Source organism: Denitromonas ohlonensis, assembly GCF_007625205.1.
Classification (GTDB): domain Bacteria; phylum Pseudomonadota; class Gammaproteobacteria; order Burkholderiales; family Rhodocyclaceae; genus Nitrogeniibacter; species Nitrogeniibacter ohlonensis.
In genome coordinates this window covers 33,612-58,109 of the sequence record NZ_VMNI01000009.1, presented here as the reverse complement: position 1 = coordinate 58,109, position 24,498 = coordinate 33,612, and the positions used below count along the sequence as shown (strand labels likewise).

23 protein-coding genes are annotated in these 24,498 nt (G+C 65.4%); 11 read left to right on the top strand and 12 right to left on the bottom strand.

The features are described from left to right. On the top strand, positions 1-247 hold a 247-nt coding region (locus tag FHP89_RS20945), incomplete at its 5' end, for a hypothetical protein (RefSeq protein ID WP_222105369.1). A gap of 37 nt (positions 248-284) precedes the next feature. On the opposite strand, the gene FHP89_RS10950 is transcribed toward FHP89_RS20945, so the two are convergent. Beyond that, positions 285-3,743, bottom strand: a complete 3,459-nt coding sequence (locus tag FHP89_RS10950) for a pyruvate carboxylase (RefSeq protein ID WP_144179877.1) — start codon at positions 3,741-3,743, stop codon at positions 285-287. A 256-nt stretch (positions 3,744-3,999) separates the two neighbouring features. On the opposite strand from FHP89_RS10950, the gene FHP89_RS10945 reads away from it, so the two are divergent. Further along, positions 4,000-4,866 (top strand): mechanosensitive ion channel family protein, encoded by an 867-nt coding sequence (locus FHP89_RS10945; protein ID WP_186300424.1) that lies wholly within the window; start codon positions 4,000-4,002, stop codon positions 4,864-4,866. Here FHP89_RS10945 and FHP89_RS10940 read toward each other — a convergent pair whose 3' ends face one another. The 4 genes from FHP89_RS10940 to FHP89_RS10925 all read right to left on the bottom strand — a co-directional run bounded on the left by FHP89_RS10940 (position 4,867) and on the right by FHP89_RS10925 (position 7,447). Then, the gene (locus FHP89_RS10940; RefSeq protein ID WP_144179873.1) at positions 4,867-5,331 is read right to left on the bottom strand and encodes a hypothetical protein; all 465 of its coding nucleotides are present in this window, start codon (positions 5,329-5,331) and stop codon (positions 4,867-4,869) included. It lies immediately after the preceding gene. 123 nt (positions 5,332-5,454) lie between these two features. Then, positions 5,455-6,330, bottom strand: coding sequence for a LysR substrate-binding domain-containing protein (locus tag FHP89_RS10935; RefSeq protein ID WP_144179871.1), 876 nt, complete (start codon positions 6,328-6,330; stop codon positions 5,455-5,457). 92 nt (positions 6,331-6,422) lie between these two features. Further along, a complete protein-coding gene (locus FHP89_RS10930) occupies positions 6,423-6,929 on the bottom strand; it encodes a hypothetical protein (RefSeq protein ID WP_144179869.1) in 507 nt (168 codons plus the stop codon). A gap of 185 nt (positions 6,930-7,114) precedes the next feature. Further along, on the bottom strand, positions 7,115-7,447 hold the full coding sequence (locus FHP89_RS10925; RefSeq protein WP_144179867.1) for a DUF2917 domain-containing protein: 333 nt from the start codon (positions 7,445-7,447) through the stop codon (positions 7,115-7,117). Between the two features lie 111 nt (positions 7,448-7,558). Between FHP89_RS10925 and gcvA (FHP89_RS10920) the strand changes: the two genes are divergently transcribed. The 4 genes from gcvA (FHP89_RS10920) to FHP89_RS10905 all read left to right on the top strand — a co-directional run bounded on the left by gcvA (FHP89_RS10920) (position 7,559) and on the right by FHP89_RS10905 (position 11,252). Beyond that, positions 7,559-8,536: a transcriptional regulator GcvA gene (gcvA, locus tag FHP89_RS10920; protein ID WP_144179865.1), complete on the top strand. Its 978-nt coding sequence runs from the start codon at positions 7,559-7,561 to the stop codon at positions 8,534-8,536. Positions 8,537-8,627: 91 nt separating this feature from the next. Further along, on the top strand, positions 8,628-9,116 hold the full coding sequence (locus tag FHP89_RS10915) for a DUF3291 domain-containing protein (RefSeq protein WP_260851560.1): 489 nt from the start codon (positions 8,628-8,630) through the stop codon (positions 9,114-9,116). 111 nt (positions 9,117-9,227) lie between these two features. Further along, complete coding sequence (locus tag FHP89_RS10910) at positions 9,228-10,601, top strand: pyridoxal phosphate-dependent decarboxylase family protein (protein WP_144179863.1); 1,374 nt, start codon at positions 9,228-9,230, stop codon at positions 10,599-10,601. A gap of 45 nt (positions 10,602-10,646) precedes the next feature. Then, positions 10,647-11,252 (top strand): gamma carbonic anhydrase family protein, encoded by a 606-nt coding sequence (locus tag FHP89_RS10905; protein WP_144179861.1) that lies wholly within the window; start codon positions 10,647-10,649, stop codon positions 11,250-11,252. Here FHP89_RS10905 and FHP89_RS10900 read toward each other — a convergent pair. Then, a complete protein-coding gene (locus tag FHP89_RS10900) occupies positions 11,236-12,558 on the bottom strand; it encodes an ATP-binding protein (RefSeq protein WP_144179859.1) in 1,323 nt (440 codons plus the stop codon). The two genes, FHP89_RS10905 and FHP89_RS10900, sit on opposite strands and share 17 nt — an antisense overlap. Then, positions 12,555-13,292 (bottom strand): response regulator, encoded by a 738-nt coding sequence (locus tag FHP89_RS10895; protein ID WP_144179857.1) that lies wholly within the window; start codon positions 13,290-13,292, stop codon positions 12,555-12,557. Before FHP89_RS10895 ends, FHP89_RS10900 begins: the two co-directional genes overlap by 4 nt. Before the next feature lie 183 nt (positions 13,293-13,475). Between FHP89_RS10895 and FHP89_RS10890 the strand changes: the two genes are divergently transcribed. Both FHP89_RS10890 and FHP89_RS20940 read left to right on the top strand, forming a co-directional pair. Beyond that, positions 13,476-13,931, top strand: a complete 456-nt coding sequence (locus FHP89_RS10890) for a Spy/CpxP family protein refolding chaperone (RefSeq protein WP_144179855.1) — start codon at positions 13,476-13,478, stop codon at positions 13,929-13,931. A 2-nt stretch (positions 13,932-13,933) separates the two neighbouring features. Then, a complete protein-coding gene (locus FHP89_RS20940) occupies positions 13,934-14,179 on the top strand; it encodes a LiaI-LiaF-like domain-containing protein (RefSeq protein WP_186300423.1) in 246 nt (81 codons plus the stop codon). On the opposite strand, the gene gcvA (FHP89_RS10880) is transcribed toward FHP89_RS20940, so the two are convergent. Then, positions 14,134-15,045, bottom strand: a complete 912-nt coding sequence (gene gcvA, locus FHP89_RS10880; RefSeq protein WP_144179854.1) for a transcriptional regulator GcvA — start codon at positions 15,043-15,045, stop codon at positions 14,134-14,136. The genes FHP89_RS20940 and gcvA (FHP89_RS10880) overlap by 46 nt on opposite strands. Before the next feature lie 117 nt (positions 15,046-15,162). On the opposite strand from gcvA (FHP89_RS10880), the gene FHP89_RS10875 reads away from it, so the two are divergent. Together FHP89_RS10875 and FHP89_RS10870 are read left to right on the top strand one after the other, a co-directional pair. Next, positions 15,163-15,726, top strand: a complete 564-nt coding sequence (locus tag FHP89_RS10875) for an RBBP9/YdeN family alpha/beta hydrolase (RefSeq protein WP_144179852.1) — start codon at positions 15,163-15,165, stop codon at positions 15,724-15,726. 19 nt (positions 15,727-15,745) lie between these two features. Further along, positions 15,746-16,417, top strand: a complete 672-nt coding sequence (locus FHP89_RS10870; protein ID WP_144179851.1) for a glutathione S-transferase family protein — start codon at positions 15,746-15,748, stop codon at positions 16,415-16,417. A gap of 21 nt (positions 16,418-16,438) precedes the next feature. Here the strand turns inward: FHP89_RS10870 and FHP89_RS10865 are convergent, their stop codons facing one another. Both FHP89_RS10865 and FHP89_RS10860 read right to left on the bottom strand, forming a co-directional pair. Further along, entirely contained in the window at positions 16,439-20,056 is a 3,618-nt protein-coding gene (locus FHP89_RS10865) for a bifunctional diguanylate cyclase/phosphodiesterase (protein ID WP_144179848.1), read from the bottom strand. A 7-nt stretch (positions 20,057-20,063) separates the two neighbouring features. After that, positions 20,064-21,140, bottom strand: coding sequence for an ABC transporter substrate-binding protein (locus FHP89_RS10860; RefSeq protein WP_144179846.1), 1,077 nt, complete (start codon positions 21,138-21,140; stop codon positions 20,064-20,066). A 136-nt stretch (positions 21,141-21,276) separates the two neighbouring features. Between FHP89_RS10860 and FHP89_RS10855 the strand changes: the two genes are divergently transcribed. Continuing rightward, positions 21,277-22,278, top strand: a complete 1,002-nt coding sequence (locus FHP89_RS10855) for a sensor domain-containing diguanylate cyclase (RefSeq protein ID WP_260851559.1) — start codon at positions 21,277-21,279, stop codon at positions 22,276-22,278. A gap of 101 nt (positions 22,279-22,379) precedes the next feature. On the opposite strand, the gene aceA is transcribed toward FHP89_RS10855, so the two are convergent. Together aceA and rraA are read right to left on the bottom strand one after the other, a co-directional pair. Continuing rightward, a complete protein-coding gene (gene aceA, locus FHP89_RS10850) occupies positions 22,380-23,693 on the bottom strand; it encodes an isocitrate lyase (protein WP_144179844.1) in 1,314 nt (437 codons plus the stop codon). Between the two features lie 289 nt (positions 23,694-23,982). Continuing rightward, the gene (gene rraA, locus FHP89_RS10845; RefSeq protein WP_144179842.1) at positions 23,983-24,462 is read right to left on the bottom strand and encodes a ribonuclease E activity regulator RraA; all 480 of its coding nucleotides are present in this window, start codon (positions 24,460-24,462) and stop codon (positions 23,983-23,985) included. Positions 24,463-24,498 lie beyond the last annotated feature (36 nt).

Here is a 24,498-nt window from a genome sequence, read left to right as displayed (position 1 = left end):
GGCCGAGGAGCACTCAGTCAGCCGTGAGCCTGTACGGCTGTTAGGCTCAGAAACCTGCCCCTACCTCACCCGGCCGGTGTCGTCGGGGCGCAATGTGTCGGTGGGGCGTGTGGTCAACAGCAATCGTACGCAATTCATTGCCGAAGCCGTGTTGACCGATGCCCGCGGGCGGGAGATCGGCCGCGGCGGTGGTGTTTTTGTGCGCAGCGCGGCCTTGCTGACCGATACGGCGGGCTACGCGAGTTGAGCGGCGCCGGGGCCTTGGGGGCCCCGGCGCGCGCGTGTCAGGCCTTGAATTCGATCAGCAGATCCTTGGCGTTGACCTGGGTGCCGGGTTTCACATGCACGGCGGCGATGGTGCCGTCGCGTTCGGCCTTGATGGCCAGTTCCATCTTCATGGCTTCGAGCGTCATCAGGGTGTCGCCGCGATTGACGTGCTGGCCGTCACGGGCGCCGACGCTGCCGATCACGCCGGGCATGGGCGCGCCGATCTGGTCGGGGTTGCCGTCTTGCGCCTTGGGTCGGTCGCTGGTGTTGACCACACCGGCGCGGGGCACCTTGATCAGGCGCGGCTGGCCGTTGAGTTCGAAGAACAGCTTCATCTGACCGTCGTCGGATTCGGCGCGGCCGAGCAGGCGGATGACCAGGGTTTTGCCGCGATCGATGTCGACCACCACTTCTTCGCCATCGGCCAGACCGTAGAAGAAGGCCGGGGTGGGCAGCACGGAGACGTCGCCGTATTTGGTTTCATGCGCGACATAGTCGGCGAAAACCTTGGGGTACATCAGCGACGAGGCCAGCTCGGTGTCGGTGGCGTCGCGCTCCAGGGTCTTGCTCAGTTCGGCGCGGGTGGCGTCGAGATCGACGGCCGGCAGGTGGTCGCCGGCGCGGCCGACCATGGGTTTTTCGCCGCCCAGCACTTTGGCTTGCAGCGCTTCGGGGAAGCCGTCAGCCGGGTAGCCGAGTTCGCCGCGCATCAGTTGCACGACGGATTCGGGGAAGGCGATTTCGCGCGCCGGGTCCATCACCTCGGCGGGGGTGAGCCCGTTGGTGACCATGAACAGCGCCATGTCGCCCACCACCTTGGAGGTCGGCGTGACCTTGACGATGTCGCCGAACAGCAGGTTGACCTGGGCATAGGCCTGGGCCACTTCCGGCCAGTGGTGGTCGATGCCGACCGCACGGGCTTGCTCGCGCAGGTTGGTGTATTGGCCGCCGGGCATTTCGTGCAGATAGACGTCGGAGGTGCCGGCGCGGATGTCGGCTTCAAACGGCGCGTACTGGCGGCGCACGCCTTCCCAGTAGCGCGAGAGTTTTTGCAGGTTGGCCAGATTTACGCCCGGGTCGCGGTCGTGGCCTTGCAGCGCGGCAACAATGGAGCCGAGGTTGGGTTGGGCGGTGAGGCCGCTGAGTGCGTCGAGCGCGCCGTCGACCGCATCCACACCGGCCTCGACGGCCGCCAGCACGCTGGCCGCGGCGATGCCGCTGGTGTCATGGGTGTGGAAGTGGATGGGCAGGCCGACTTCGTCGCGCAGCGCCTTGACCAGCGCGCTGGCGGCACGCGGGCGGCACACGCCGGCCATGTCCTTGATGGCGAGAATCTGCGCGCCGGCCTTTTCCAGCTCCTTGGCCATCTTCACGTAGTACTGCAGGTTGTACTTGGGGCGATTGGTGTCGAACAGGTCGCCGGTGTAGCAGATGGCCGCCTCGCACAGCGCGCCGGTGTCGCGCACGGCGTCGATGGCGACGCGCATGTTGTCCACCCAGTTGAGCGAGTCGAACACGCGGAAGAGGTCGATGCCGCCTTCGCCATCGCGGCCGGCGGCGGCCTGTTTGACGAACTGGCGCACCACGTTGTCGGGGTAGTTGGTGTAGCCCACGGCGTTGGAGGCGCGCAGCAGCATTTGCAGCAGCAGGTTGGGCATGGCTTCGCGCAGCTCGGCCAGGCGGGTCCACGGGTCTTCCTTGAGGAAGCGCAGCGCCACGTCAAAGGTCGCGCCGCCCCAGCATTCCATCGAGAACAGCTCGGACCCGAGGCGCGCGTAATGCGGCGCCACGGCGACCATGTCGCGGGTACGCATGCGGGTGGCAAACAGCGACTGGTGGGCGTCGCGCATGCTGGTGTCGGTCAGCAGCACTTGCGGGGTGTCGCGCATCCACTGGGCGAAGGCGTCGGCGCCCATGGCTTTGAGGCGGTCGCGCGAGCCGGCCGGGGGCGGCTCGGTGAGGTCGCACTTGGGCAGGATCGGTGCGGCCAGCGGGCCGACCGGCGCGGTGCGGCCTTTCATCTCGGGGCTGCCGTTGACGGTCACTTCGCCGATGAAGCTGAGCAGGCGGGTGGCGCGGTCGCGGCGTGGGGTAAATTCGAACAGCGCGGGCGTGTCGTCGATAAAGCGGGTGATGCATTCGCCCGACAGAAACTGCGGGTGGGCGATGACGTTTTCGAGGAAGGCCAGGTTGGTGGTGACCCCGCGGATGCGGAACTCGCGCAGCGCGCGGTCCATGCGGCTGGCCGCTTCAACGGCGGTGTTGCCCCAGGCGGTGACCTTGACCAGCAGCGAGTCGTAATAGGGGGTGATGACCGCGCCGGCGTAGGCCGTGCCGCCGTCGAGGCGCACGCCCATGCCCGAGGCGCTGCGGTAGGCGGTGAGCTTGCCGTAGTCGGGGGCGAAACCGTTTTCCGGGTCTTCGGTGGTCACCCGGCATTGCAGCGCGTGGCCGTTGAGGCGGATCTTGTCCTGCGTGGGGATGCTGCTGCCTTCGTCACCGATGCGCACGCCTTCGGTGACGCGGATCTGTGCCTTGACGATGTCGATGCCGGTGACCTGCTCGGTCACCGTGTGCTCGACCTGGATGCGCGGGTTCACCTCGATGAAGTAATAGGCGCCGGTGTCGGCGTCCATGAGGAATTCGACCGTGCCCGCATGGCTGTAGCCGACTTTTTCGGCCAGACGCAGCGCGGCGGCGCACAGGTCGGTGCGGGTTTTCTCGTCGAGGTAGGGCGCCGGGGCGCGCTCGACCACTTTCTGGTTGCGTCGCTGCACCGAGCAGTCGCGCTCGAACAGGTGGATGAGGTTGCCGTGGGTGTCGCCCAGCACCTGCACTTCCACGTGGCGGGCGCGGCGCACCAGTTTTTCGAGATACACCTCGTCGTTGCCGAAAGCGCTGCCGGCTTCGCGGCGGGCCACTTCCATGGCCGGGCCGAGATCGGCTTCGGTCTCGACCACGCGCATGCCGCGGCCACCACCGCCCCAGCTGGCCTTGAGCATCATCGGGTAACCGACTTTCGCGGCCGCGACCTTGGCTTCGGCCAGGTCATAGGGCAGGGCATCGGTGGCGGGCACCACGGGCACGCCGGCGCTTTCGGCCAGGTGGCGGGCGGTGACCTTGTTGCCGAGTCGGCGCATGGCGTCGGGGCTGGGGCCGATGAAGCGGATACCGGCCTTGGCGCAGGCTTCGGCAAAGTCGGGGTTCTCGGAGAGCAGGCCGTAACCGGGGTGAATCGCATCCACATGCGCCTCTTTGGCCACCCGGATGATGTCGTCGATGTCGAGGTAGGCCGCGATCGGGCCTTTGCCTTCGCCCACCAGATAAGCCTCGTCGGCCTTGAAGCGGTGCAGCGAGAGGCGGTCTTCCTTGGAGTAGATCGCCACGGTGCGGATGTTCATTTCGCTGGCCGCGCGGAACACGCGGATGGCGATCTCGGATCGGTTGGCGACGAGGATGCTCTTGATCGGATTCATGGGGTTGCGTCCTGATTAAGCGATTGAAGCCGGGCGGCTGCGTCTTGTGCTGTATGCCTATTGTTGTAGATCGCCGATTTAGCCGTTAAATGGCGTAGTTTTTGGCGAAATTTGGCGTTTATGACGGCCGATGTTGTGCTCATGATCGGGTTTTGGCCCCGCTTTGCCTAGTCGGGTGAACCCGACAATGTTGCGCTGCGGTGAGGTGAGATCGGGCGGTGGTCGCGGTATGCTTTCAAGCCCGAACCGGAGCGAGATGAAGAACGTGCAGGCCTTGTTGAATGAAGATCAGTGGTTGCCACGACTGGTAATCACCGTGGTGATGGTATTGCTGTTTGTGATTGGCCGCCGCCTGGCGACCCGTTACATGCGTGGCGGTGCCGAGGTGCTGGACGCCTCGCGTCGGCGCCGGGTGTTTTACGCGCGCAGCGCCTTCAACCTGGGCCTGGCCGTGGCCTTGCTGGTGATCTGGCTGGGGCATTTGCAAGACATCATGCTGTCGTTGACCGCGGTCATCGTCGCGGTGGTGCTGGCCACCAAGGAAATCATCATGTGCGTGAGCGGCTTCGCGCTGCGCACCGGCACCGGGTTGTATTCGGTGGGCGACTGGATTGAAGTTAACGGCGTACGCGGCGAGGTCAGCGACTACAACCTGTTATCGACCACCTTGCTCGAGCTCGCACCGCCAAAGCGCGGACACGGCTACACCGGCAACCTGATCGTCATCCCGAACAGCCTGTTTCTGACCCATTCGGTCCGTAACGAACGCCTCAGCCGTCACTACGTGCTGCATCCCTTCGTTGTGACGGTGGAGCCCGTGTTGAATGTGGGTGAGGCGCTGGCCTGGTGGACGACGCAGGCGGCGTCGGCCTGTGCCGATTTTGCGGAGGAGGCCGAGCGGGTGAGCATGGCGGTGGATCGCGCCTTGTCGGCCGATGTGCAAGGGCCGGCGCCGCTGGTGCATGTCGGCACCTCGGATACCGCGCGGGTCAATTTTCAGATCCAGCTGTTTTGCCCTGCCGCGCGCGCTCACGCGCTGGAGGTTTCCCTCACCAGCGATTTTCTGAGCGCGGTGGCGGCCGGGCAGTTCAGCCCGGCGACGCCTGAAAATGCGCTTGGCTGATTACTCGCACTGTGCCACGCAGGGGCCATCGGCCGGGCAGGTGCCTTCAGCCGGCACGGTGCACTTGGTGCGCGAACGCTGCACAAAATACGTGCCATTGGAGTAGTCGCAACGCAGCATCGTGATGCCCTTCTTCTGGCTCACGCTGATGCTCACCGGCTTGGCCTTGGCCATCTCGTCCTTGGGCATGTCGCAGGACAGGTAGTTGGCAAATTGGCCATCGGTCGATTCCCACAGCGCAATGTCTTTGAGCTTGCGGTAGCTTTCAAAGCTCTCGCAGGTCGTGTCCAGTGGGCTGTAGAGCCGGGCGTTGCTACCGCAGTAGCCGTCAAAGGTGTACTGAAGCTCTTCGGTCGTCGGGCAGGCATTGACTTGTTTGACGGTGGCCGCATCCGGACAGGCCACCGGCTCGGCAATGGCGCTCAGGGGGATGGCAAGGGCGAGGGCAGCGAACAGCAAACGCATGAAAGTCTCCGAGTCGGTGAAAAACAGAGCGCAGTGTGCCAACGCACGGCGGGCGCTGCTCTGATCCAGCGCAGGAAAATCGCGTATCGCGGGGGGAGTCGTTGCCGATGCCGGGTGAACGTCCTATTCCGTCTGCGGTGTGCGCACCTCAAGCTGCAACCAGCGCACAAAATCGCGAATCCACGCCTGGTTGGCCGCCGCCGGTGGCAGCACGGCGTAAAAGCCCAGGCCGGGCACGGACACATCGAAGGGCGCCACCAGCGTGCCCGCTGCCAGATAGCTGCGTGCCAGCAGCCCCACGCTCAGCGCCACGCCACTGCCGGCGGCTGCCGCCTCGAGCATCATCATTGCGTCATCAAACTCCGGCCCGCTCTCCGGTGCCGGCCAGTCCAGCCCCGCGGCCGCAAACCACGGCTGCCAGGGCAGCAGCGGATGGCGTAGCAGGCGCACGCCGGCGAGATCGGCGGGTGTTTTCAGTGTCGCCGCCAGCGCCGGAGTGCATAGCGGCGTCACCGTCTCATCGCTCAGTTTGAAGGCGGACAGCCCCGGCCACGGCGGGCGGCCATAGCGCAAGCCGAGGTCGGCCGTGCCATCGAGCATCGGGTCCAGCCGGGTCGAGGCTGACAGCGCAAACTCCAGCGCCGGATGCGTCTGCTGATACCCCGCCAGCCGCCCCACCAGCCACTTCGCCCCGAAAGCCGGCGCCACGCTGATACGCAGCGTCTGCCCCGCCTGCCGCCGCAACTGCCGCGACGCCGCCTCGATGCGCTCCAGCGCCGGCCGAACCTCGGCCAGATACGCCGCCCCCGCCGCGGTCAGCTCGATCTTCCGGCTGACCCGCAAAAACAGCGCCTGCCCCAGCCAGTCCTCCAGCGCCTTGATCCGATGACTCACCGCCGACGGCGTGATGCACAGCTCTTCGCCCGCACGCAGAAAGCTGCCGTGGCGGGCGGCCGCTTCGAAGGCGATCAGGGTGTGGGGTGGGGGGAGGGTGAGCATGGTTTGGGTCGTGATGATATTGCGCCATGGTATCGCGGTGAAATGGCGAAATGCAGTGGTCCCAGTAGGCATCAGACCTGCGATGCCAAGCGTTATGCGTAGGTGATCAGGAATGGAAATGCGACGACGGCCAGCATTGTCATCACTTTGGGCCAGCTTGTTACAAAGTGAGGGCCGCATATTCGTACGTAAAAGACAAATGCCAAGAGCGGCCAAAAGCCGAAAAGCGCCGTGTGTCGTGCGGCCTTTTCGCTCCAGAAGATGCTCGTAGCCGGCAGAGTCTGTGTAGCGACAGCCATTGTTATTGAGGCCGCCGTGCCAACAATGAGTACGTGACCTTCGATTGATTTTGCGATTTGATCACGAAAAAAGGGGCTAACTGATTCGCCGGCCCATCCTTCGGCCAAGCGCTCCGATGAATCGAGGCTGCGGGATATTTGAGCGCCTCGCCACAGCATGTTGGCGAAGAGGCCGAGCATACCGATCATGAGTAGCATCAAGCCAATACCTTTGAGGTCGCCCGCCTGTATGGAGATGACGATGCCAAAGATTGCAATGGCCAGCAGAGCAAGGATTCCGATGAAGCCGATCAAGCGCATGTGCGATTTTGGGCCCGCAAGAAGGCGCGGTTGTATGTGTTGGTTGCGCGTCGGCGCGACGATGGGATCGTCGGCCGGTCAGTGTTTTCCGTTGGCATGATGGCAGATCATTTGCTGGCCTGCATGCGAGTTGGGTTTGTCTGGCATCGTGCGGCAAGATGGCACCGATGTCGCGAAGCAGTTTCTCAGCACGCCCCATCACACCTCGGTCCGATCACCCCGGTCGCCGGTCGTTGGAGGCGCTGCCATAGGTGTTGCAGCGAGACGGTCAGCGGCCGCCGCTGCGGCGGGGCGATGAGCGACAGCGTGCTGTCCGTGTCGGCCTGGATGACGACTTTGCCGGGGTCAGGGAGGGTGAGGCGCATGCCGGGCGTGAGCCAGATGTCCTGGGCGTGGCCTTCGGCGGTGATCCACAAGCGGCCGCGCAGGCAGTGCACGGTGCCGCCCTGGAAATGGTCGATTGAGCGCACTGAGTTGGCGGCGAGTTTGTCGGGGTGCTGTGTTAGTGTGGCTTGCATTGGTATTCTCCGGCGGCGCTAACGATATGTCCTGAATGGCTTTAAGCATGGCCTTCTCGTGGCTTTTCCGGAAACGATCATTTCTTGCCCCTGTGTGAATAAAACTCGCCTATGGAAGCGCCTGGAAAACTCCCCCCCTTGCCGGCCTTGCGCACCTTCGAAGCGGCGGCGCGGCATTTGAGCTTTACGCGTGCGGCGGAAGAACTGCATGTGACCCACAGCGCGGTGAGCCATCAGATTCGTGCGTTGGAGGCGTGGCTTGAGTTCCCGCTGTTTTCACGTCAGGGGCGGGCGGTGGTGCTGACTCGCGCGGGCGAAGAGTTGCTGGCGGTGAGCAACGAGGCGCTGCGTCAGGTGTCGGATACGGTGGGGGTGTTGCGCCGGCGGATCAATGTGAACCGGCTGTCGATCAGCGTGATGCCGTCTTTTGCGGGGCGCTGGCTGGCGCCGCGGATTGCAGGCTTTATCGAGGCGAATCCGGGTTGTGAAGTGAATGTGGTGTCCACCACCGAGCGGTCGGATTTTGTGCGCGATGGCGTGGATGTGGCGATCCGTTGGGGCTTTGGCGGCTACACCGGGGTGCGCAGCGAATTGCTGATGGCCGATGTGTTGTTTCCGGTGGTCGGCGCGCGCTTTGCCGGTCGGCTGCCGCGCACGCCGGCGGAGCTGGCCGGCTTGCCGCTGCTGCGTTCGGACGGTGAGGACTGGGTGCCATGGTTTCGCGCGGTCGGGCTGGACTGGCCGGAGCCGAGTGCTGGCCTGATGCAAAATGATTCGGGGCTGGTGGTGCAGGCGGCCATCGAGGGGCAGGGCGTGGCGCTGGCGCGCGGATCGCTGGCGGCGCTGGCCTTGCGCAACGGCCAGCTCACGCGACTGTTCGATGTCGAGGTGCCGGTGATGTACCGCGAGGGGCAGGATGTGTCGGCCGAGCACGGCTTTGATGCGGATGGCCTGCCGCGGCGCTGGGCCTACTGGCTGGTGTTGCCGCAGCGTGGCGGCGAAACCCCGCTGCGTCAGGCCTTTGTCGACTGGCTGCGGGCCGAGATGGCGGCCGACGCGGCGGCGGGCTTCGGGCCGGAGCCAGCGTGAATGAAACTTGTGGGACTGTGAAAAAGACGCGTTTGTCCTGCGCGGCGATACGCGTGATGATGCGGTTGACCTGCCTCACAAGGATCGTCCGATGACTGCTCCCGCCATGCAACTGGCCCAACTCAATGTCGCGCGTCTGCTCGCGCCCATCGATTCGCCGCAACTGGCGGACTTCGTGGCGCGGCTCGACGAGATCAACGCCTTGGCGGAGCGCAGCCCCGGCTTTGTGTGGCGTTTCGAAGGTGATTCGCGCGAGGGCAGCTCCTCGGCGCCAGACGACGCCGACATGATCATCAACCTGTCGGTGTGGGCGAGTAGCGAGGCCTTGTTCGACTATGTGTATCGCTCGGCGCACAAGTCGGTGATGACGCGTCGGCGTGAGTGGTTTGCCAAGGCGGCCGACATGCATATGGTGTTGTGGTGGGTGCCGGCCGGGCACCGGCCCGACATGGCCGAGGCGATGGCGCGGTTGGCCGAGTTGAACGCGAATGGCGCCTCGCCGACGGCCTTCAGTTTCCGAGAGGCGTTTGATGCCGACGGGCAGCCGCTCGGGCGCAGGGCGCTGACGGCGGCCGACTGAAGCGACGGTGCTGGCCCGGTCTTACTCGGCCGGATTGTCTCTTTGAGAAATGGCGCGCGGCGCGCAGGGTAAGCTTTTACCGATTGCCGCTCTTGCGGCTGCGAGCGCCCCATGTCGAAAACACACGATTTCCTGTCCGACGACCACGCCCAGACCGACGCGCTGTTGCGCGAGGTGTGCGCGCAGGCGAGCCAGTTTCTGGCCAAGCTGCCGACCCAGCCGGTGGCCGGTGGCTCGCCTCCCGCTGCGCCGTTCGCCGAGCGCGGCGGTGCTCGCGCTGCGCTGAGCGAATTCCTGACCCGGTTCTCGCCCGGCCTTGCGGCCAGCGCGGGGCCACGTTACTTTGGGTTCGTCACCGGAGGCGCTACGCCCGCCGCGCTGGTCGGCGACTGGCTGGCCAGTGCGATCGACCAGAACGCCACCGGCTCGGCCGACTCCAACGCCGGTGCGCTGGAGCTTGAAACCCTCGCGCTGTTTCGCGACATGCTCGGCCTACCCGAATGCTTCAATGGGGCTTTCGTGTCGGGCGCGACCATGGCCAATTTTGTGGGCTTGGCGACGGGGCGTCAGTGGCTGGGTACGCAGGCGGGGGTGGATGTGGCCGAGGCCGGGCTGGCCGCGCTGGGGCCGGTTCGAGTCTTGAGTGCCGGCGCGCATTCGAGCACGATCAAGAGTCTGGCCATGCTCGGTCTGGGGCGGCAGAGCCTGCACCGGGTGGCCGCGCTGCCGGGGCGCGAGGCGGTTGATGTGGCGGCGCTCGCCGAGGCGCTGGCGGACGCGCCGGGGCCGTGCATCGTGGTGGCGAATGCGGGCACGGTGAACACCTGTGACTTCGATGATCTGGCCGCCATCGCCGCGTTGAAAACACGCTTCGATTTCTGGCTGCATGTGGACGCGGCCTTCGCCGGCATCGCCGCAGCGAGCGCCCGTTACCGGCCGCGCCTGGCGGGCTGGGCGGCGGCCGACTCGATCACCGTCGATTGCCATAAATGGCTCAACGTGCCCTACGACTCGGCGGTCGCGCTGACCCGCCATTTACCGCTGCAGGCCGAGGTGTTTCGCAACCACGCGGCCTACCTGCGCGGCGAGGTCGAGCCGGGCAACTTCTTGCAACTGACGCCTGAAAACTCCCGCCGGTTTCGCGCCTTGCCCGCGTGGTTTACGCTGCGCGCCTACGGACAGGCGGGCTACGCCGAGGTCGTGGAGCGCAATTGCGACCAAGCGCGCTGGCTGGGTGAGCAGATCGCCGCCGAGCCACGGCTGCGCCTGCTCGCGCCAGTGACGCTGAACGGCTTCTGTTTTGCGCCGGTTGAGGGCGACGCGGCCGCGCTGCTCGCACGGATCAACGCGACCGGCGAGGTTTTCATGACGCCGACGGTGCTCTTCGGGCAAAGCGCGATTCGCGGTGCGATCAGCCATTGGGCGACGACGCAGGCGGATATGGAACGGGTGTGGGCGGCGATTCAATCCGTCTTGCCGGACTGAGCCGTTTCAGCGCAGGATCGACGCATCTCGACTCGGAGTGATCCCATGCTGCTCACGCATCTCGGCCATGCGCCCACCATCGACCCCGACGCCTGGGTGGCGCCGACCGCCACCGTGTGCGGCAATGTGCACATCGGCCCCGGTTGCCGGGTGATGCATGGTGCACAGATCATCGCCGAGGGCAGTCGTATCGACCTCGGTGAGTGCGTGATCGTGCTCGAGAACGCGGTGCTGCGCAGCACGGCAGACCATGCGCTGACGATCGGCAGGCACTGCCTGGTCGGGCCCGGCGCGCATGTGGTCGGTTGCACGGTGGCGGATGATGTATTCATCGCCACCGGTGCGTCGGTGTTTCACGGGGCGCGGCTGGGGCAGGGCTGCGAGGTGCGCATCAACGCGGTGGTGCATCTGCGCACCACGTTGCCAGCGGGCGAGACCGTGCCGATTGGCTGGGTGGCGGTGGGCGATCCGCTGCGCATCTTGCCGCCCGACCAGCACGAAGCCATCTGGGCCGCGCAGGCGCCGCTGGATTTCCCCAAATTTGTGTATGGCTTTGAGCGGGCCGAGGTGAGCATGGCGAAGATCACGCGCAAGCTCTCGGCCAGTCTCGGCAGCCACCGCGAGGACGCGCCGGTTAGCCCGCCCGAGTGAGGGTGACTCGCGCCCGCAAGCCACCGCCGTCAGCGTTTTCAAGCACCACTTCGCCGCCTTGCGCACGCAGCAGATTGCGGGTGATCGCCAGCCCTAAGCCGGTGCCGCCGGTGTCGCGGTTGCGTGAGGCTTCGCGGCGGTAGAAGGGTTCGAACACCGACTCGCGTTCGGACTCGGGCAGGCCGGGGCCGTGGTCGCGGATGTCGATCTGCCAGCCGGTGTCGGTTTCGGTGACGGTGATGTCGACCCGTTCGCCGTATTTCACCCCGTTGTCGATCAGGTTCCACAGTGCGCGGCGCAGGCCTTGCAGGCGGCCGGTGTAGGGCTGGCTGGCGCGGCCGTCGAGGGTGACCGGCATGGCCATTTCGTCGGCTTCGAGGCGCAGGGTGTCGAGCAGGGCGTTGAGGTCGATGCTTCGGCTGGCCTCGTTCGAGTCGAGGCTGCGTGCGTAGTCGAGGCCCTCGCGCACCAGCGCTTGCATGGCGTCGAGGTCGGCGTTGAAGCGGGTCTGGGTGGCGGCGTCGTCGAGCAGTTCGCTGCGCAGGCGCAATCGGGTGATGGGGGTTTGCAGATCGTGCGAGATGGCGGCGAGGATCTGCGTGCGCTCGGCCATGTGGCTGCGGATGCGGGTCTGCATCTGGTTGAAGGCGCGGGCGGCGTCGCGCACTTCGCGCGGGCCGGTGTCTTCGGGCAGGGGATCGCGCTCGGGGTTGTCGCCGAGGGCGCGGGCGGCGTCGGCCAGACGTGAGATGGGCCGGGTGGCGAGGCGCACGGCCAGCCAGGTGAGCGCCATCACACCGAGCACGAGCAGCGCGCCGGCGGCGAATAGCCGGCCGCGTGGCATAAAGCCGGCGGGCGAGGTGAGGGTGACGCTGAAGGGCGTGCCGTCGGTCAGCGTGAGGCCGAGATACAGGGCGGGCCGGCCGGCGGGGCTTTTCCATTCGCCGCGGATGGTGAAGGGGCGGTCGCCGAGGGCGTCGCGTAGTAAGTCGAGCGCGGCTTCGTCTTCAAGGTGCTCGCCGCTGTAACCACGCTCGGGTGGCGGGGCGAGGGCGAAGCGGTAGTAGGGGCGGTCGAGCGAGGTGAGCCAGTCGGCGCGTTCGGCGGGCGGCAGGTAGTCCATCAGGCGCGCGGCGGAGGCGATGTCGTGCGCCATTTGGGTATACAGCTGGTCGCGCAGGGCGCGGCCGCTGGCGCCAAGCGAGAGGCCAAGGCTGACGGCGATGACCACAGCCAGGCCGAGCAGCCAGATCAGCATCAGCCGGCGGAACAGGCTGTGGCCGCGGCGGTGTTTGGGTCCGCTCATTCGGCCGCTCCGGCGACGGTGGCGGCCAGCACATAGCCTTCGCCGCGGACGGTTTTGAGCACGGCCGGCTCGCGGGCGTCGTCACGCAGCCGGGCGCGCAGGCGGCTGACCAGCAAGTCGATGGAGCGGTCGAAGGCGTCGGCTTCACGGCCCTGGGTGAGTTCAAGCAGTTGGTCGCGATTGAGCACGCGCTGCGGGTGGCTGAGGAAGACCTGCAGCAGCCGGTACTCGCCGCCGGTGAGCGGCACGGTGACGCCGTCGGGGGCGATCAGGTGGCGCTCGGCGGTGTCGAGCCGCCACTGGGCAAAGTCGAGGTAGCGGGTGTGGGCGCTGGCTTGCGCGGCCAGATTGGGCGGCAGGGCGCGGGTGCGGCGCAGCACGGCGCTGATGCGGGCGAGCAGTTCGCGCGGGACGAAGGGCTTGGCGAGGTAGTCATCGGCGCCCATCTCCAGCCCGAGGATGCGGTCCATGTCGTCGCCGCGGGCGGTGAGCATGAGGATGGGCACTTGCGAGTCGACGCGCAGTTTGCGGCACAGGCTCAGGCCGTCTTCGCCGGGCAGCATGACATCAAGCACGATGAGGTCGAAGCGGTGCTTGTCGAGCGCGGCCTGCATCTGGCGACCGTCGGCCACGGCGGTGCAGCGCAGGCCCTGGCGTTCGAGGTAGTCGCTCAGCAGGCTGCGGATCTCGCGGTCGTCGTCGACGATGAGGATGTGGTCGGGGGATTCGGTCATTGGATGCTCCGGTGTGGGCTGTTTATACCGCAGCCCGCCAGCGGCTTTGTATGCCAATGTATCAAGTCCGCCGGCCGATACACAGTCTTGCGTAAGGGGGCCCAGCCAGACAAATGCGGCTTACATGGGCTGCGCATACTGGCGCTGTCGTCACCGCTTGGGTGACTCCCGAAGGAGCAGGACATGAAACGCAAAACCTTGATTATCGGCACCGTGGGTGTACTGACGCTGGCCGGGCTGGGTGCCACGGCTGTGGTGGCTCGCGGCGGTGAGTGGTGCGAGAACCCGCCCATCGTGCGCAAGGCCGAGGCCAAGCTGAATGCGCTGGAGAGCGCGCTCAAGATCACGCCGCAGCAGCAGGCAGCCTGGGATGGCTTTGAGTCGGCACTGACCGCCAAGGCTGGTGACGTCGAAAAAGCCGTGGCTGACTTCCGCGGCGGCGGCATGCCGGCCACCGCGCTGGGCCGGCTCGACAAGCTCCAGCAAGGGCTGGACCAGGGGCAGGCGCTGGTGACGACGGTGACTGACGCGACGAAGGCGCTGTACCCGGTGCTCGACGCCGAGCAGCAGGCGGTGTTTGATCGAGAGTTCCGCTTCCGGCCGGGGCATCGTCGTGGCAGGCATGGTGGGGAAAGCTGAGCATGCGTCCGAGAATCTTCCCTTTCATCCTGATCGGGGTCGGCACGGTGGCTTTGCTGGCGAACCTCGGCGTGCTGCCGGCCGAGGTGATCCGCGAGGCGGTGTCGATGGGGTGGCCGCTGGTGCTGATTGCGGTGGGCGTGGTGGCGCTGTTTGGCCGCCACGGTCATTGCCACCGGCACCGCGATGCGCGGCGCTGTGCTCAGTCGTCGGTTTCTGACGTGGCGCCTGAGACAGTGGCCAAGTAGGCGTCAATCTCGGCGTCCAGCCACTGGCTGAAGTGTTCCACCCGGGCCCGTCCGGCGCTGCGGACGGGCCACACCAGCCAGTAGGGGTTGGGGTAGGGCACGCTCACCTCGGTGAGCTGCACCAGTTGCCCGTCTTGCAGCATGCCGTGCACCAGCGACAGTCGCGACAGCGCCACGCCCTGGCCGCGGCGGGCCGCTTCGATTACCAGATTGGAATCATTGAAGTGGATACCCTGTAGCGCGTCGGCGGGCAGTCCGGCGGCGTCCTGCCAGGGCCGCCAGTTTTCGATCGACAGCAGCAAGGGCGCGGCCACCACTTCGGCCGGCGTGCGCGGCAGGCGACCGCCGCGGAAGTGCGGCGCGGCGACGGCGACCAGCTGGTCGGCGAACAGCTCGCGCTGCTGCACCTTGTCCCAGCCCCCATGCCCCATGCGGATCGCCACATCAATGCCTTCGGCGTCGAGATCGGCCACCTGCAGGCCGGCGCGCAGTGTGATCTTGAGTTCGGGGTGGGCGGAAGTGAAGTGCGGCAGGCGCGGGATGAGCCAGTGCGCGCCAAAGGACGGAATGGTGCCGATCACCAGCTCGTCTTCGCGCGGCTGCGCCACCACCGTGCCGGTCGCGCGCGAGAGGTCAGACAGCGCGTGGCGCACCTGCATCGCATAGACCCGACCGTTTTCGTTCACCGACAGGCGTTTGCCCTGGCGGTCAAACAGGGGCTGCCCGAGCAGGTCTTCGAGCGCGCGCAGTTGATGGCTGATGGCGCTGTGGGTGAGGTGTAGCTCGCTCGCCGCCTTGACCACGCTGCCCAGCCGGGCGACGGCCTCGAAGGCGCGCAGGGCGGGGAGGGGTGGGATGCGCTGCATGTGAATTTCCTTCACATTAATGTCGAATCCTTATCGATGTACGCCCGTGGATCGGTGCGATACAGTGACTCGACGCGTGTTGAATGAAACAACGGTCACATTGTAGCGGAGAGTGATATGACAATCTGGTTGGCGATTCCGGGCCTGGGCGGCTCCGGGCCGGCGCACTGGCAGAGCCATTGGTCGCGGGCCTTGCCGCAGGTGCGCCGGGTGGTGCAGCGCGACTGGGATGCGCCGAGCCGTCGTGACTGGATCAGCACGCTGGACGCGGCGGTGCGTGGCGCGCATGACGAGGTGATACTAGTGGCGCACAGTCTGGGCTGCGCGCTGGTCGCGCATTGGGCGCGGCAACACGCTGGCCGGGTGCGCGGGGCTTTGCTGGTGGCACCGGCCGATGTGGAGTCACCGGCGCATACGCCCGCTTCGGTGCGCGGCTTCGCGCCGATGCCCTTGCAGGCGCTGCCCTTTCAGTCGGTCGTGGTGGCCAGCGAAGACGACCCCTATGTGTCGGTGGCGCGGGCGCGGCAATTTGCCGAGGCCTGGGGCAGCCGCTTTGAAAGCATCGGTGCAGCCGGCCATATCAACGCCGACTCGGGGCTGGGCAACTGGCCGGACGGTCTGGCACTGCTTGAATCGCTGCACGCACCTATTCATGACGAACGTGTTGTAAACACGCTTTGACCCCCCCAAGGAGACTTCGATGTACGCGCTCTATTTTGGTAACAAGAACTACTCGTCATGGTCGCTGCGACCGTGGGTGCTGATGAAGCACTTCGGCATCCCGTTTGAAGCGCATCAGGTGGAAGTGAGCGGCAAGGGCGCGCATGCCGGGCACCGCGCCTATTCCGCCAACGGGCTGGTGCCCTGCCTGCATGTGGATGGTTTTCAGGTGTGGGATACGTTGGCGATTGCGGAGTTTCTGGCTGAGCGCCATCCGGGGCTGTGGCCGGCCGATCCGCTGGCGCGGGCGCGCGCACGCAGCGTGGCCTGCGAGATGCACTCGGGCTTTGGCGCGGTGCGCAGCGCGATGCCGATGAACATCAAGCTGCGGCTCAAGGGCAAGCCGCCCAGCGCCGAGGTGCAGGCGGATATCGACCGTATTGTCGAGGTCTGGACGCAGGCGCGCAGCGAGTTTGCGGGCGACGCCGGGCCGTATCTGTTTGGCGCGTTTTCGGTCGCTGACGCGATGTTTGCGCCGGTGGTGATGCGCTTTGTGACCTACAACGTGAGCTTGCCCCCGGTGGCGGCCGCGTATCGTGACGCAATGCTGGCCCATCCGGCGATGGTCGAATGGGCGGACGCGGCGCGGGCGGAGACGGTGGCTTTGCCGGCTTATGACGCGGTGGCCGAGGCCTATGGGGGCGTTCGCTAGTGTGAGCCAGTGCGGTGGCGTCTATTCCGTGGGCTTTTTCGCCGCCGCGCGGTATCGCTGCCGCAGCACCTCGGCACTTAAGGGGCGGTCGAACAGATAGCCTTGGCCGCGCGCGCATCCATGGTCAAGCAGGAAGCGGCGGTGCGCTTCGAGTTCCACGCCTTCGGCGATGACGTCGAGTCCGAGGTCGCCGGCCAGTGCAATGACGGAGCGCACGATGGCTTCGTCATTGGTGTCGGTGGTCAGGTCGGCGACGAAGCTCTTGTCGATCTTGAGCGTTCGGATCGGCAGTTTTTTGAGATAACTGAGCGACGAATAGCCGGTGCCGAAGTCGTCGACGGAGATCGGCACGCCCAGCGCGGCGAGCCGGTGGATGGCGGCGACGCCGTCGTGGTCGGCAATGGCGGACTCGGTGATTTCCAGTTCCAGCCGCGCCGCGGGCAGGCGGGCGCGGTCGAGCGCGCGCTGCACTTGATTGGGCAGGTCGGGCTGGCGCAGTTGGCGCACCGAGACATTGACCGCCATGCGCGGTGGTGACCAGCCTTGGGCGTCCCAGTCGCTCAGTTGCTGGCAGGCGGTGTTGAGCACCCAGGCGCCAATCTCGTCGATCAGGCCGGACTCTTCGGCGATCGGAATGAAAACGTCGGGCGGGATCGAGCCCATCTCGGGGTGGGTCCAGCGCAGCAGGGCTTCAACGCCGATCAGCGCGCCGGTTTCCAGATCGACCTGCGGTTGATAGGCCAGCGTGAGCTGTTGATGCAGGGCCGCTTCGCGCAGCGCGGATTCGATGCGCAGGCGTTTGACCGCACCATCGGTGAGAGACTGGGTGTAGAAGCGGAAACGGTTTTTACCCAGTTGCTTGGCATCGTACATGGCGGAGTCGGCATGCTGGATGAGTGTGCCGGCGTCGGTGCCGTCTTGCGGGAAGAGGCTGATGCCGATGCTGCCGCTCAGATACAACTGGTGGCCGGCGATATTGCGCGGCTCGCGCAGGACGCTGAGCAGCTTGTTGACGATGTGCTCGACGCTGGCGGGGGTGTCGATGGTGTCGACGAGCAGCACAAACTCGTCGCCACCGATGCGTGACAAGGTGTCTTCACTGCGGATATGGCGAAGCAGTTCGGTGGCGATGGCCTTGAGCAGTTCGTCGCCCACATGGTGGCCGAGGCTGTCGTTCACATGTTTGAAGTTGTCGAGGTCGAGAAAGCACACCGCCAGGCTGTGTTGATGGCGCCGCGCGCGCTCGATGCTGTGGCCGAGCCGGTCGTGCAGCAGCATGCGGTTGGGCAGGCCGGTGAGTGCGTCGTGGTGGGCCAGGTGCGCCAGGCGGGCTTCGGAGCGCTTGATGTCGCTGATGTCGGAGAACACGCCGGCGAAATGGGTGAGGGTGCCGGTGGGGTCGCGAACGGCGTTGATGGTCAGCCATTGCGGGTAGACCTCCCCATTCTTGCGACGATTCCAGATCTCGCCCTGCCAGCGATCGCTTGCCTCCATGGTGGCTCGCAGCGTGTTGTAGAAGGCAGCGTCATGGCGGCCTGAGCTGAGCAGGCGCGGTGTCTGGCCGATCGCCTCGTGGTCGGCGTAGCCCGTAATTTCGCTGAATGCCCGGTTGACCGCAACGATCCGGTGCTGGGGGTCGGTGATCATCACCCCTTCGCTGGAGCATTCGAACACCTTGGCCCACAGGCGTAGCTGGGCCTCCATCTCGTGTTGCGCGGTGGTGTCGCGGCTATAGGCGAGGAGGCCGTTGATCTGGCCGTGAGCGTCGCGCAGCGGGCGTTTGTAGGTGTCGAGAATCCGCTCACGTCCGGCCTTGTCGCGAATATGCTCGGTGCGCAGGTGAATGCTCTTGCCGGTCAGTACCTTGTCGTCGCTGTTGTCGTCACGGTGCTGCGCTGTGGCGATGCCGGGGGCCGGCGCCGCCTGGCCGATCATGTCCTTGGGGGACTGCCCCAATGCGCTGGCCATGGCCTGGTTGACCAGGATGTAGCGTTGCTCGCGGTCCTTGGCGCAGATCCAGTCGGGTGAGGTGTCGATGATGGTGTGGAGCAGGTCGTGTGCGCTGCGCACCGCCGCTTCGGCGTTGCGGGCGTCGGTTACGTCGAGACCGGAAGCCAGAATGCCGGTGATGCGTCCGTCCGGGTTGCGCAGCAAGGTGTTGGCCCAGGCAATGGTGCGCTCCTGGCCATTGGCGGTCAGGATGGGATTTTCGTAGCGGCTGACGTCGTTGCGCTCGCCGCCGACGAGTCTGCCAAAGGCGGCTTGAACATCAGCATGCATGCGCGGGGGAAGACAAAGTTCGAACCAGTTTCCGCCCACGAGCTCCGCCTCGCCGCGGCCGACAATTTCGCAGCCGATGCGGTTGATGAGCTGGATCCGGCCGGTTGGGCTGAGGACCAGCATGATCGCCCCGGCGACATCCAGATAGCGCTGGAGGGTGGCCTTTTCGCGGGCGAGTTCTTCGGTGCGTTGGTCCACTTCGATTTCAAGCCGCTGGCGGCGGGAGTCGACCTGTGCCGCCATGTGGTTGAAGCTGCGCGCCAGACGCGCAAGCTCTTCGGTGTGCTCGGTCATGGATGGCGGCATGCGCACCGAGGCCTCGCCAGCGGCGATGCGCTCCGAGGTGTCGATCAGCGCGCGCAAGGGGCGGGTGAGCTGCCGGGCGAAGAGACGGACGAGCACGATGGAGAGGGCGGCAACCACGAGACTGAGCAGGAGCACGCGGTTGCGGCGATCGACGATGTATTCGAAGGCTTCGTCCTTGTCGCGTCGGACCACCAGCGTCCAGCCATCGTCGGCGCCGACCTGAAGGTAGCGGTAGGTGGCAATGTCGGTGCGGCCGTCGGGGCGGGGTTCGAGAAAGCTGCCTTCGATGCCTCGGCTTTTCGCCGACGGGGGTGGGAGCGTGGTACTTCGCGTGGCGTTACGGGGGGTTTGATGGGCCAAGTGCGTGCCGGCGCCGTCGATCAGATCGATTCGCCCGCTGGGCCCCAGCAGGACTTCGTCGGCCCGTGCGAGGGGGGCCAGCAGGTCGCCGGGCGGCATGCGCAGCACCAGCGTGCCGAGCGTCCCGCCGGTGGGCGAGCGTATCTGGCGGGCCAGGATCAGTAAAAGCGCATCCGTTGCTGCGTCGCGATTGAGCATCACGGTTTCGCTGGCGCCCGGGGTCAGGACCTTGTCCAGCCAGTGTGCGCTGGCCGGCGGGGGCTGAGCGGTTGCGGCGGGTGCGGTGAGAAGGCGTCGGCCATCGGCGCTGATCAGCACCAGGCTGGCGTAGCGATCGGGATAGGCCCAGGCGAGATGCGTAAAGGCGTTCTCCAGCGCCTGCTGAAGTGCCGCCGGGTCGAGTGGCTGCGCGCCGAGCAGGACGTCGAACACCGGCGCGCTGGCGAGAACCTGGAGATTGCCGCGACGTTCGCGCAAGTCGTTTGCGAGTTGGCGGATGCGGGCGTCGGCCTGGATGGACTGGGTGGCGATGATGTCGCTGATGCGTTGATCGCGCGCGCCTTTGAGGCTCAGCGGCGCGAACCCGTAATACCAGATGGCCACCATCGTCACGATGACGACGAGGATGCTCCCGCCGAAGACCAGACTGATCTTGGTGCTGAGGTTGGAGATGGCAAAAAGACGCGACCGCATAGTGCGGTTAACGGTCGTAATCGAAATTGTTTAAGCGGTATTTGGCCGGATCGGTCAGCACGTCGTGGAGACCGGCGTAGGAAAACGCGCGCTCGATCTGGTCGCTGTTGATGGTGTTGGGCACTTTGCCGAGCCGCTGCAGCAAGGTGAGCTTTCCGCCCAGTCCGTGCATACCGCGCGCCGAGGCGGGGATCATCGGGATCGCGGGCACGTCCAGCAGTTCTGCCCGTGTAATGTCGACCGCTTGCGCAACCGATGCAGGGGTGGGGCGTCCGGTCAGCTTTGCGCTGTCGGCCATGGCCCATCGGGCCGCGGTTTCGATGTTGGTGCGACTGAGCTGCATCCAGCGGATCGCGCGCACCAGTGCCGCGATCAGCTCACGCGCGGCTTGCGGGTGGGCGGCGTCAAATGCGCGCGAGAGCAGCAGGTAATCGGTGCTGCGCCCGCGGAACACGATCCGGTGGTTAGCTTGTTGTGATAGCGCGATGCTGGGCGCCGGCTCCCAGGCAGCAAAGGCCGAGACCGCACCCGAGTGCAGTGCGGCGGGCATGTCGTTGACGTCCATCGGCACGAGGGTAACGTCCGCCTCGCTCAGCCCGGCGCTGGAGAGGCCTTCGAGCAAGGTGTGATGCGCGCTGGAGCCCTCGGCGTAGGCAATGCGCCGGCCGCGCAGGCTTTCCACCAACCCCGCTTCTCGCGACACGATGGATGAACTCGAGAGCTTGACGACGCCGGCAACCAGCGTGTCGCCCCCGGCAATGGCGGCGATGGTCGGCATGTCGCCGACGAGTCCGGCCTCCAGGCGCTGGCCGCCCAGGCGTTCGACGATGTCGGGTCCGCGCCGGAACGCAAAGGTGTGCAGGTCATGGCCCAGGGGATTGAGCGCGCGACGCAGAATGCGATCTCGCCCCATGGCGGCACCCACCAGTCCGGTCGGATAGCCCAGGGGTTGGACGCCGATATCGACGCCTTGGTCGCGCGGCGTCAGATCGTACCCATCGTAGACCACGTCCTCGTGACCGGCGGCCACGCCGGTGCAGCACACCAGGGCAAGTGCGCACAGCAGTGCAGCCATCTGTGTCATGCAGACCCTCCGCAAGCGGCGTTCATGCGCATGGTAGCCCAAGACAGCGCTCAGGCGTGGCGGGGCGCCACGCTCAATGTTTGTTGCCGAATGCCGATAAGAACGCAAAATATAAATCAGCTCTGGAGACAATACGATGATGACGCAGCGCACACCTCGGCCGGACCCGCTGGATTCGGCGGTCGCCGACCAGAGCTTTGCGATTGCCTTGATGCAGCATCTGGTGGTGCCAACCTTTGTGCTCGATGCGGAGGGAAAGGTGTCAATCTGGAACCGCGCCTGTGAACGACTGACGGGGGTGCCGGCGAGCGAGGTGCTCGGGACGCAGGACCATGGGTTTGCCTTCTACGACGACCCCCGGCCCTGCCTGGCTGACCTGATCGCGCAGGGGCGCACAGCCGAAATCGAGGGCTTCTACGCGGCCTATGACGCCGACTCCAGCAGTCAGCTTGGTTTTCATGTCGAGAACTGGTGCCGCATGCCTCGTGCCGGAACCCGGCTTTACCTGGCGGTGGATGCCGGCCCGATCTATGACGAAGCGGGCCACCTGGTGGCCGTCGTCGAGACGCTGCGTGACATGACCGTGCAGAAAGAGGCACAGATTCAGCTCGAGCAGCTGGCCTCGAAAGATTCCCTGACTGGTCTGGCCAATCGTCGCGCCTTTGACGAGCGGCTGGCGGCCGAGTGGCGGCGTTGCCAGCGGGGTGGGCAGATGCTGTCCATCATCATGATGGATGTCGATCACTTCAAAGCCTACAACGACACTTATGGGCACCCGCAGGGCGATGCCTGTCTGCGCAGCGTGGGTTCGGTGCTCGCCGGTGTGGCGGCGCGGACCGGCGATCTGGCCGCGCGCTATGGCGGAGAAGAGTTCGTGGTGGTGCTGCCCGGCACCAATGCGGCCGGCGCGCGGGTGGTGGCCGAGCGGATTCGCACCGCGATTTCGGCGCTGGACATTCCGCATGTGGGGTCATCGGTGGCGGAGCATGTGACGGTGAGCTTGGGCACCGCGAGCGCAGATCCCTCGAAACTGGCCGCCAATGCTCTGATGATGGCGGCTGATCAGGCCTTGTACTCGGCCAAGACCGCGGGGCGAAATCGCGTCGAGACAGCGTCCGACTTGGCCTGCGGCGGCTGACACGGCAGGGTGTTGCAATACAAAAGGGGCTGTTCGCATTCGCGAACGGCCCCTTTTGCGTGATGCACTGAGCCTTTCGGATCAGTGCAGACACCAACAGCTTAGTGGAACTGCTCTTCTTCGGTCGAGCCGGTCAGCGCCTTGACGCTGGACGAGCCACCCTGGATCACGGTGGTGACATCGTCGAAGTAGCCGGCACCGACTTCCTGCTGGTGCGACACGAAGGTGTAACCCTTGTCGCGCGCGGCAAATTCCTGCTCCTGCACCATCTCGGTGTAGTGCTTCATGCCTTCGCCCTGTGCGTAGGCGTGGGCAAACTGGAAGGTGTTGTACCAGTTGATGTGGATACCGGCCAGGGTGATGAACTGGTACTTATAGCCCATGGCGGCCAGCTCGTCCTGGAACTTGGCGATGGTCGCGTCGTCCAGGTTCTTCTTCCAGTTGAAGGAGGGCGAGCAGTTGTAGGACAGCAGCTTGCCCGGGCAAGCGGCATGCACGGCTTGCGCGAATTCGCGGGCAAAGCCCAGATCCGGCGTGCCGGTTTCGCACCACACGAGGTCGGCGTACGGGGCGTAGGCGACGCCACGGCTGATGGCCTGCTCGAGACCGTTCTTGACGCGGTAGAAGCCTTCCTGGGTGCGCTCACCGGTGAGGAAGGGCTTGTCGTTGGCGTCGTAGTCGCTGGTGATCAGGTTGGCGGCTTCGGCATCGGTACGGGCCAGGATCAGGGTCGGCACGTTCATCACGTCGGCAGCGAAACGGGCAGCGGTCAGCTTCTCGACGGCTTCGCGGGTCGGCACGAGCACCTTGCCACCCATGTGGCCGCACTTCTTCACGGCAGCCAGCTGGTCTTCGAAGTGAACACCGGCGGCACCGGCGGCGATCATGTTCTTCATCAGTTCGAAGGCGTTCAGCACACCACCGAAACCGGCTTCTGCGTCGGCGACGATCGGCAGGAAGTAGTCGACGAAGTCCTTGTCACCCGGGTTGATGTCACGCGACCACTGGATTTCGTCAGCGCGCTTGAAGGTGTTGTTGATACGACGCACCATGGTCGGCACGGAGTCGTAGGCGTACAGCGACTGGTCCGGGTACATGGTTTCAGAGGTGTTGCCGTCGGCGGCGACTTGCCAGCCAGACAGATACACGGCTTCGAGGCCGGCTTTGGCCTGCTGCATTGCCTGGCCGGCGGTGATGGCGCCGAAGGCATTGACGTAACCTTTCTTGGCGCCGCCGTTGACCTTGTCCCACAGCTTCTCGGCACCACGCTGAGCCAGCGTGTACTCGGGCTGCAGGCTGCCGCGCAGACGCACGACGTCTTCTGCGCTGTAACCGCGCTTGACGCTCTTCCAGCGGGGGTTTTCTGCCCAGTCTTTTTTCAGGGCGGCGATTTGCTGTTCACGGGATTGGGACATGATGGTTTCCTTGTGTTGCGATGAAAACAGGGAGGGAGCCTGTCATTGAGCTTGCTATCTCGCAGCGCGCTGTATCGGCTTTGATCTCAACAATACAGCGCATCCGGCAGTGAGAAAATTATAGGCGTCTTTTTGCACAGCAGCAATATGTCTTATATAAGATATAAGAAAAACATTTTGCTTATTTATCAATGACTTGCCGCCTATATCTCATATTGCGGAAAGCGTTTCAGCTTTATGAAAAAAATTTTGGTGCTGGCGCACCTGGCGCTGCCGCCACTGCCGTGGTTTAAATCAGTGCGCGGCTCGCTACGATCACGCCGTCTTCGTCGGCATACAGCATTTCGCCGGGCGTAAAGGTGACGCCACCGAAGGTCACCGGGATGTCCGCATCGCCTGCGCCTTTTTTGACGCTCTTGCGCGGATGCGTGCCCAGCGCAAACACCCCGACCGGCATGTTTGAAATCGCTTTGGCGTCGCGAATGCAGCCATAGACCACGATCCCTGCCCAGCCGTTGTTGACCGCCAGCACGGCGAGCTGGTCACCGACCATCGCGCAGCGCATCGAGCCGCCGCCATCGATGACCAGTACGCGCCCGTTGCCGGCGCCTTCGAGCGCAGTGCGAACCAGACTGTTGTCCTCGAAAACCTTGAGTGTGGTGATCGGGCCTGAAAATGCGGGCTTGCCGCCAAAGCTGTGGAACATCGGCGCGACGACACGGACTTCGGCGTCGAACTGGTCGCACAAATCGGCATTTTGAAAACTCATGGTGACATCTCCTCGGCGAGTGAAGTGGCCGGCAGT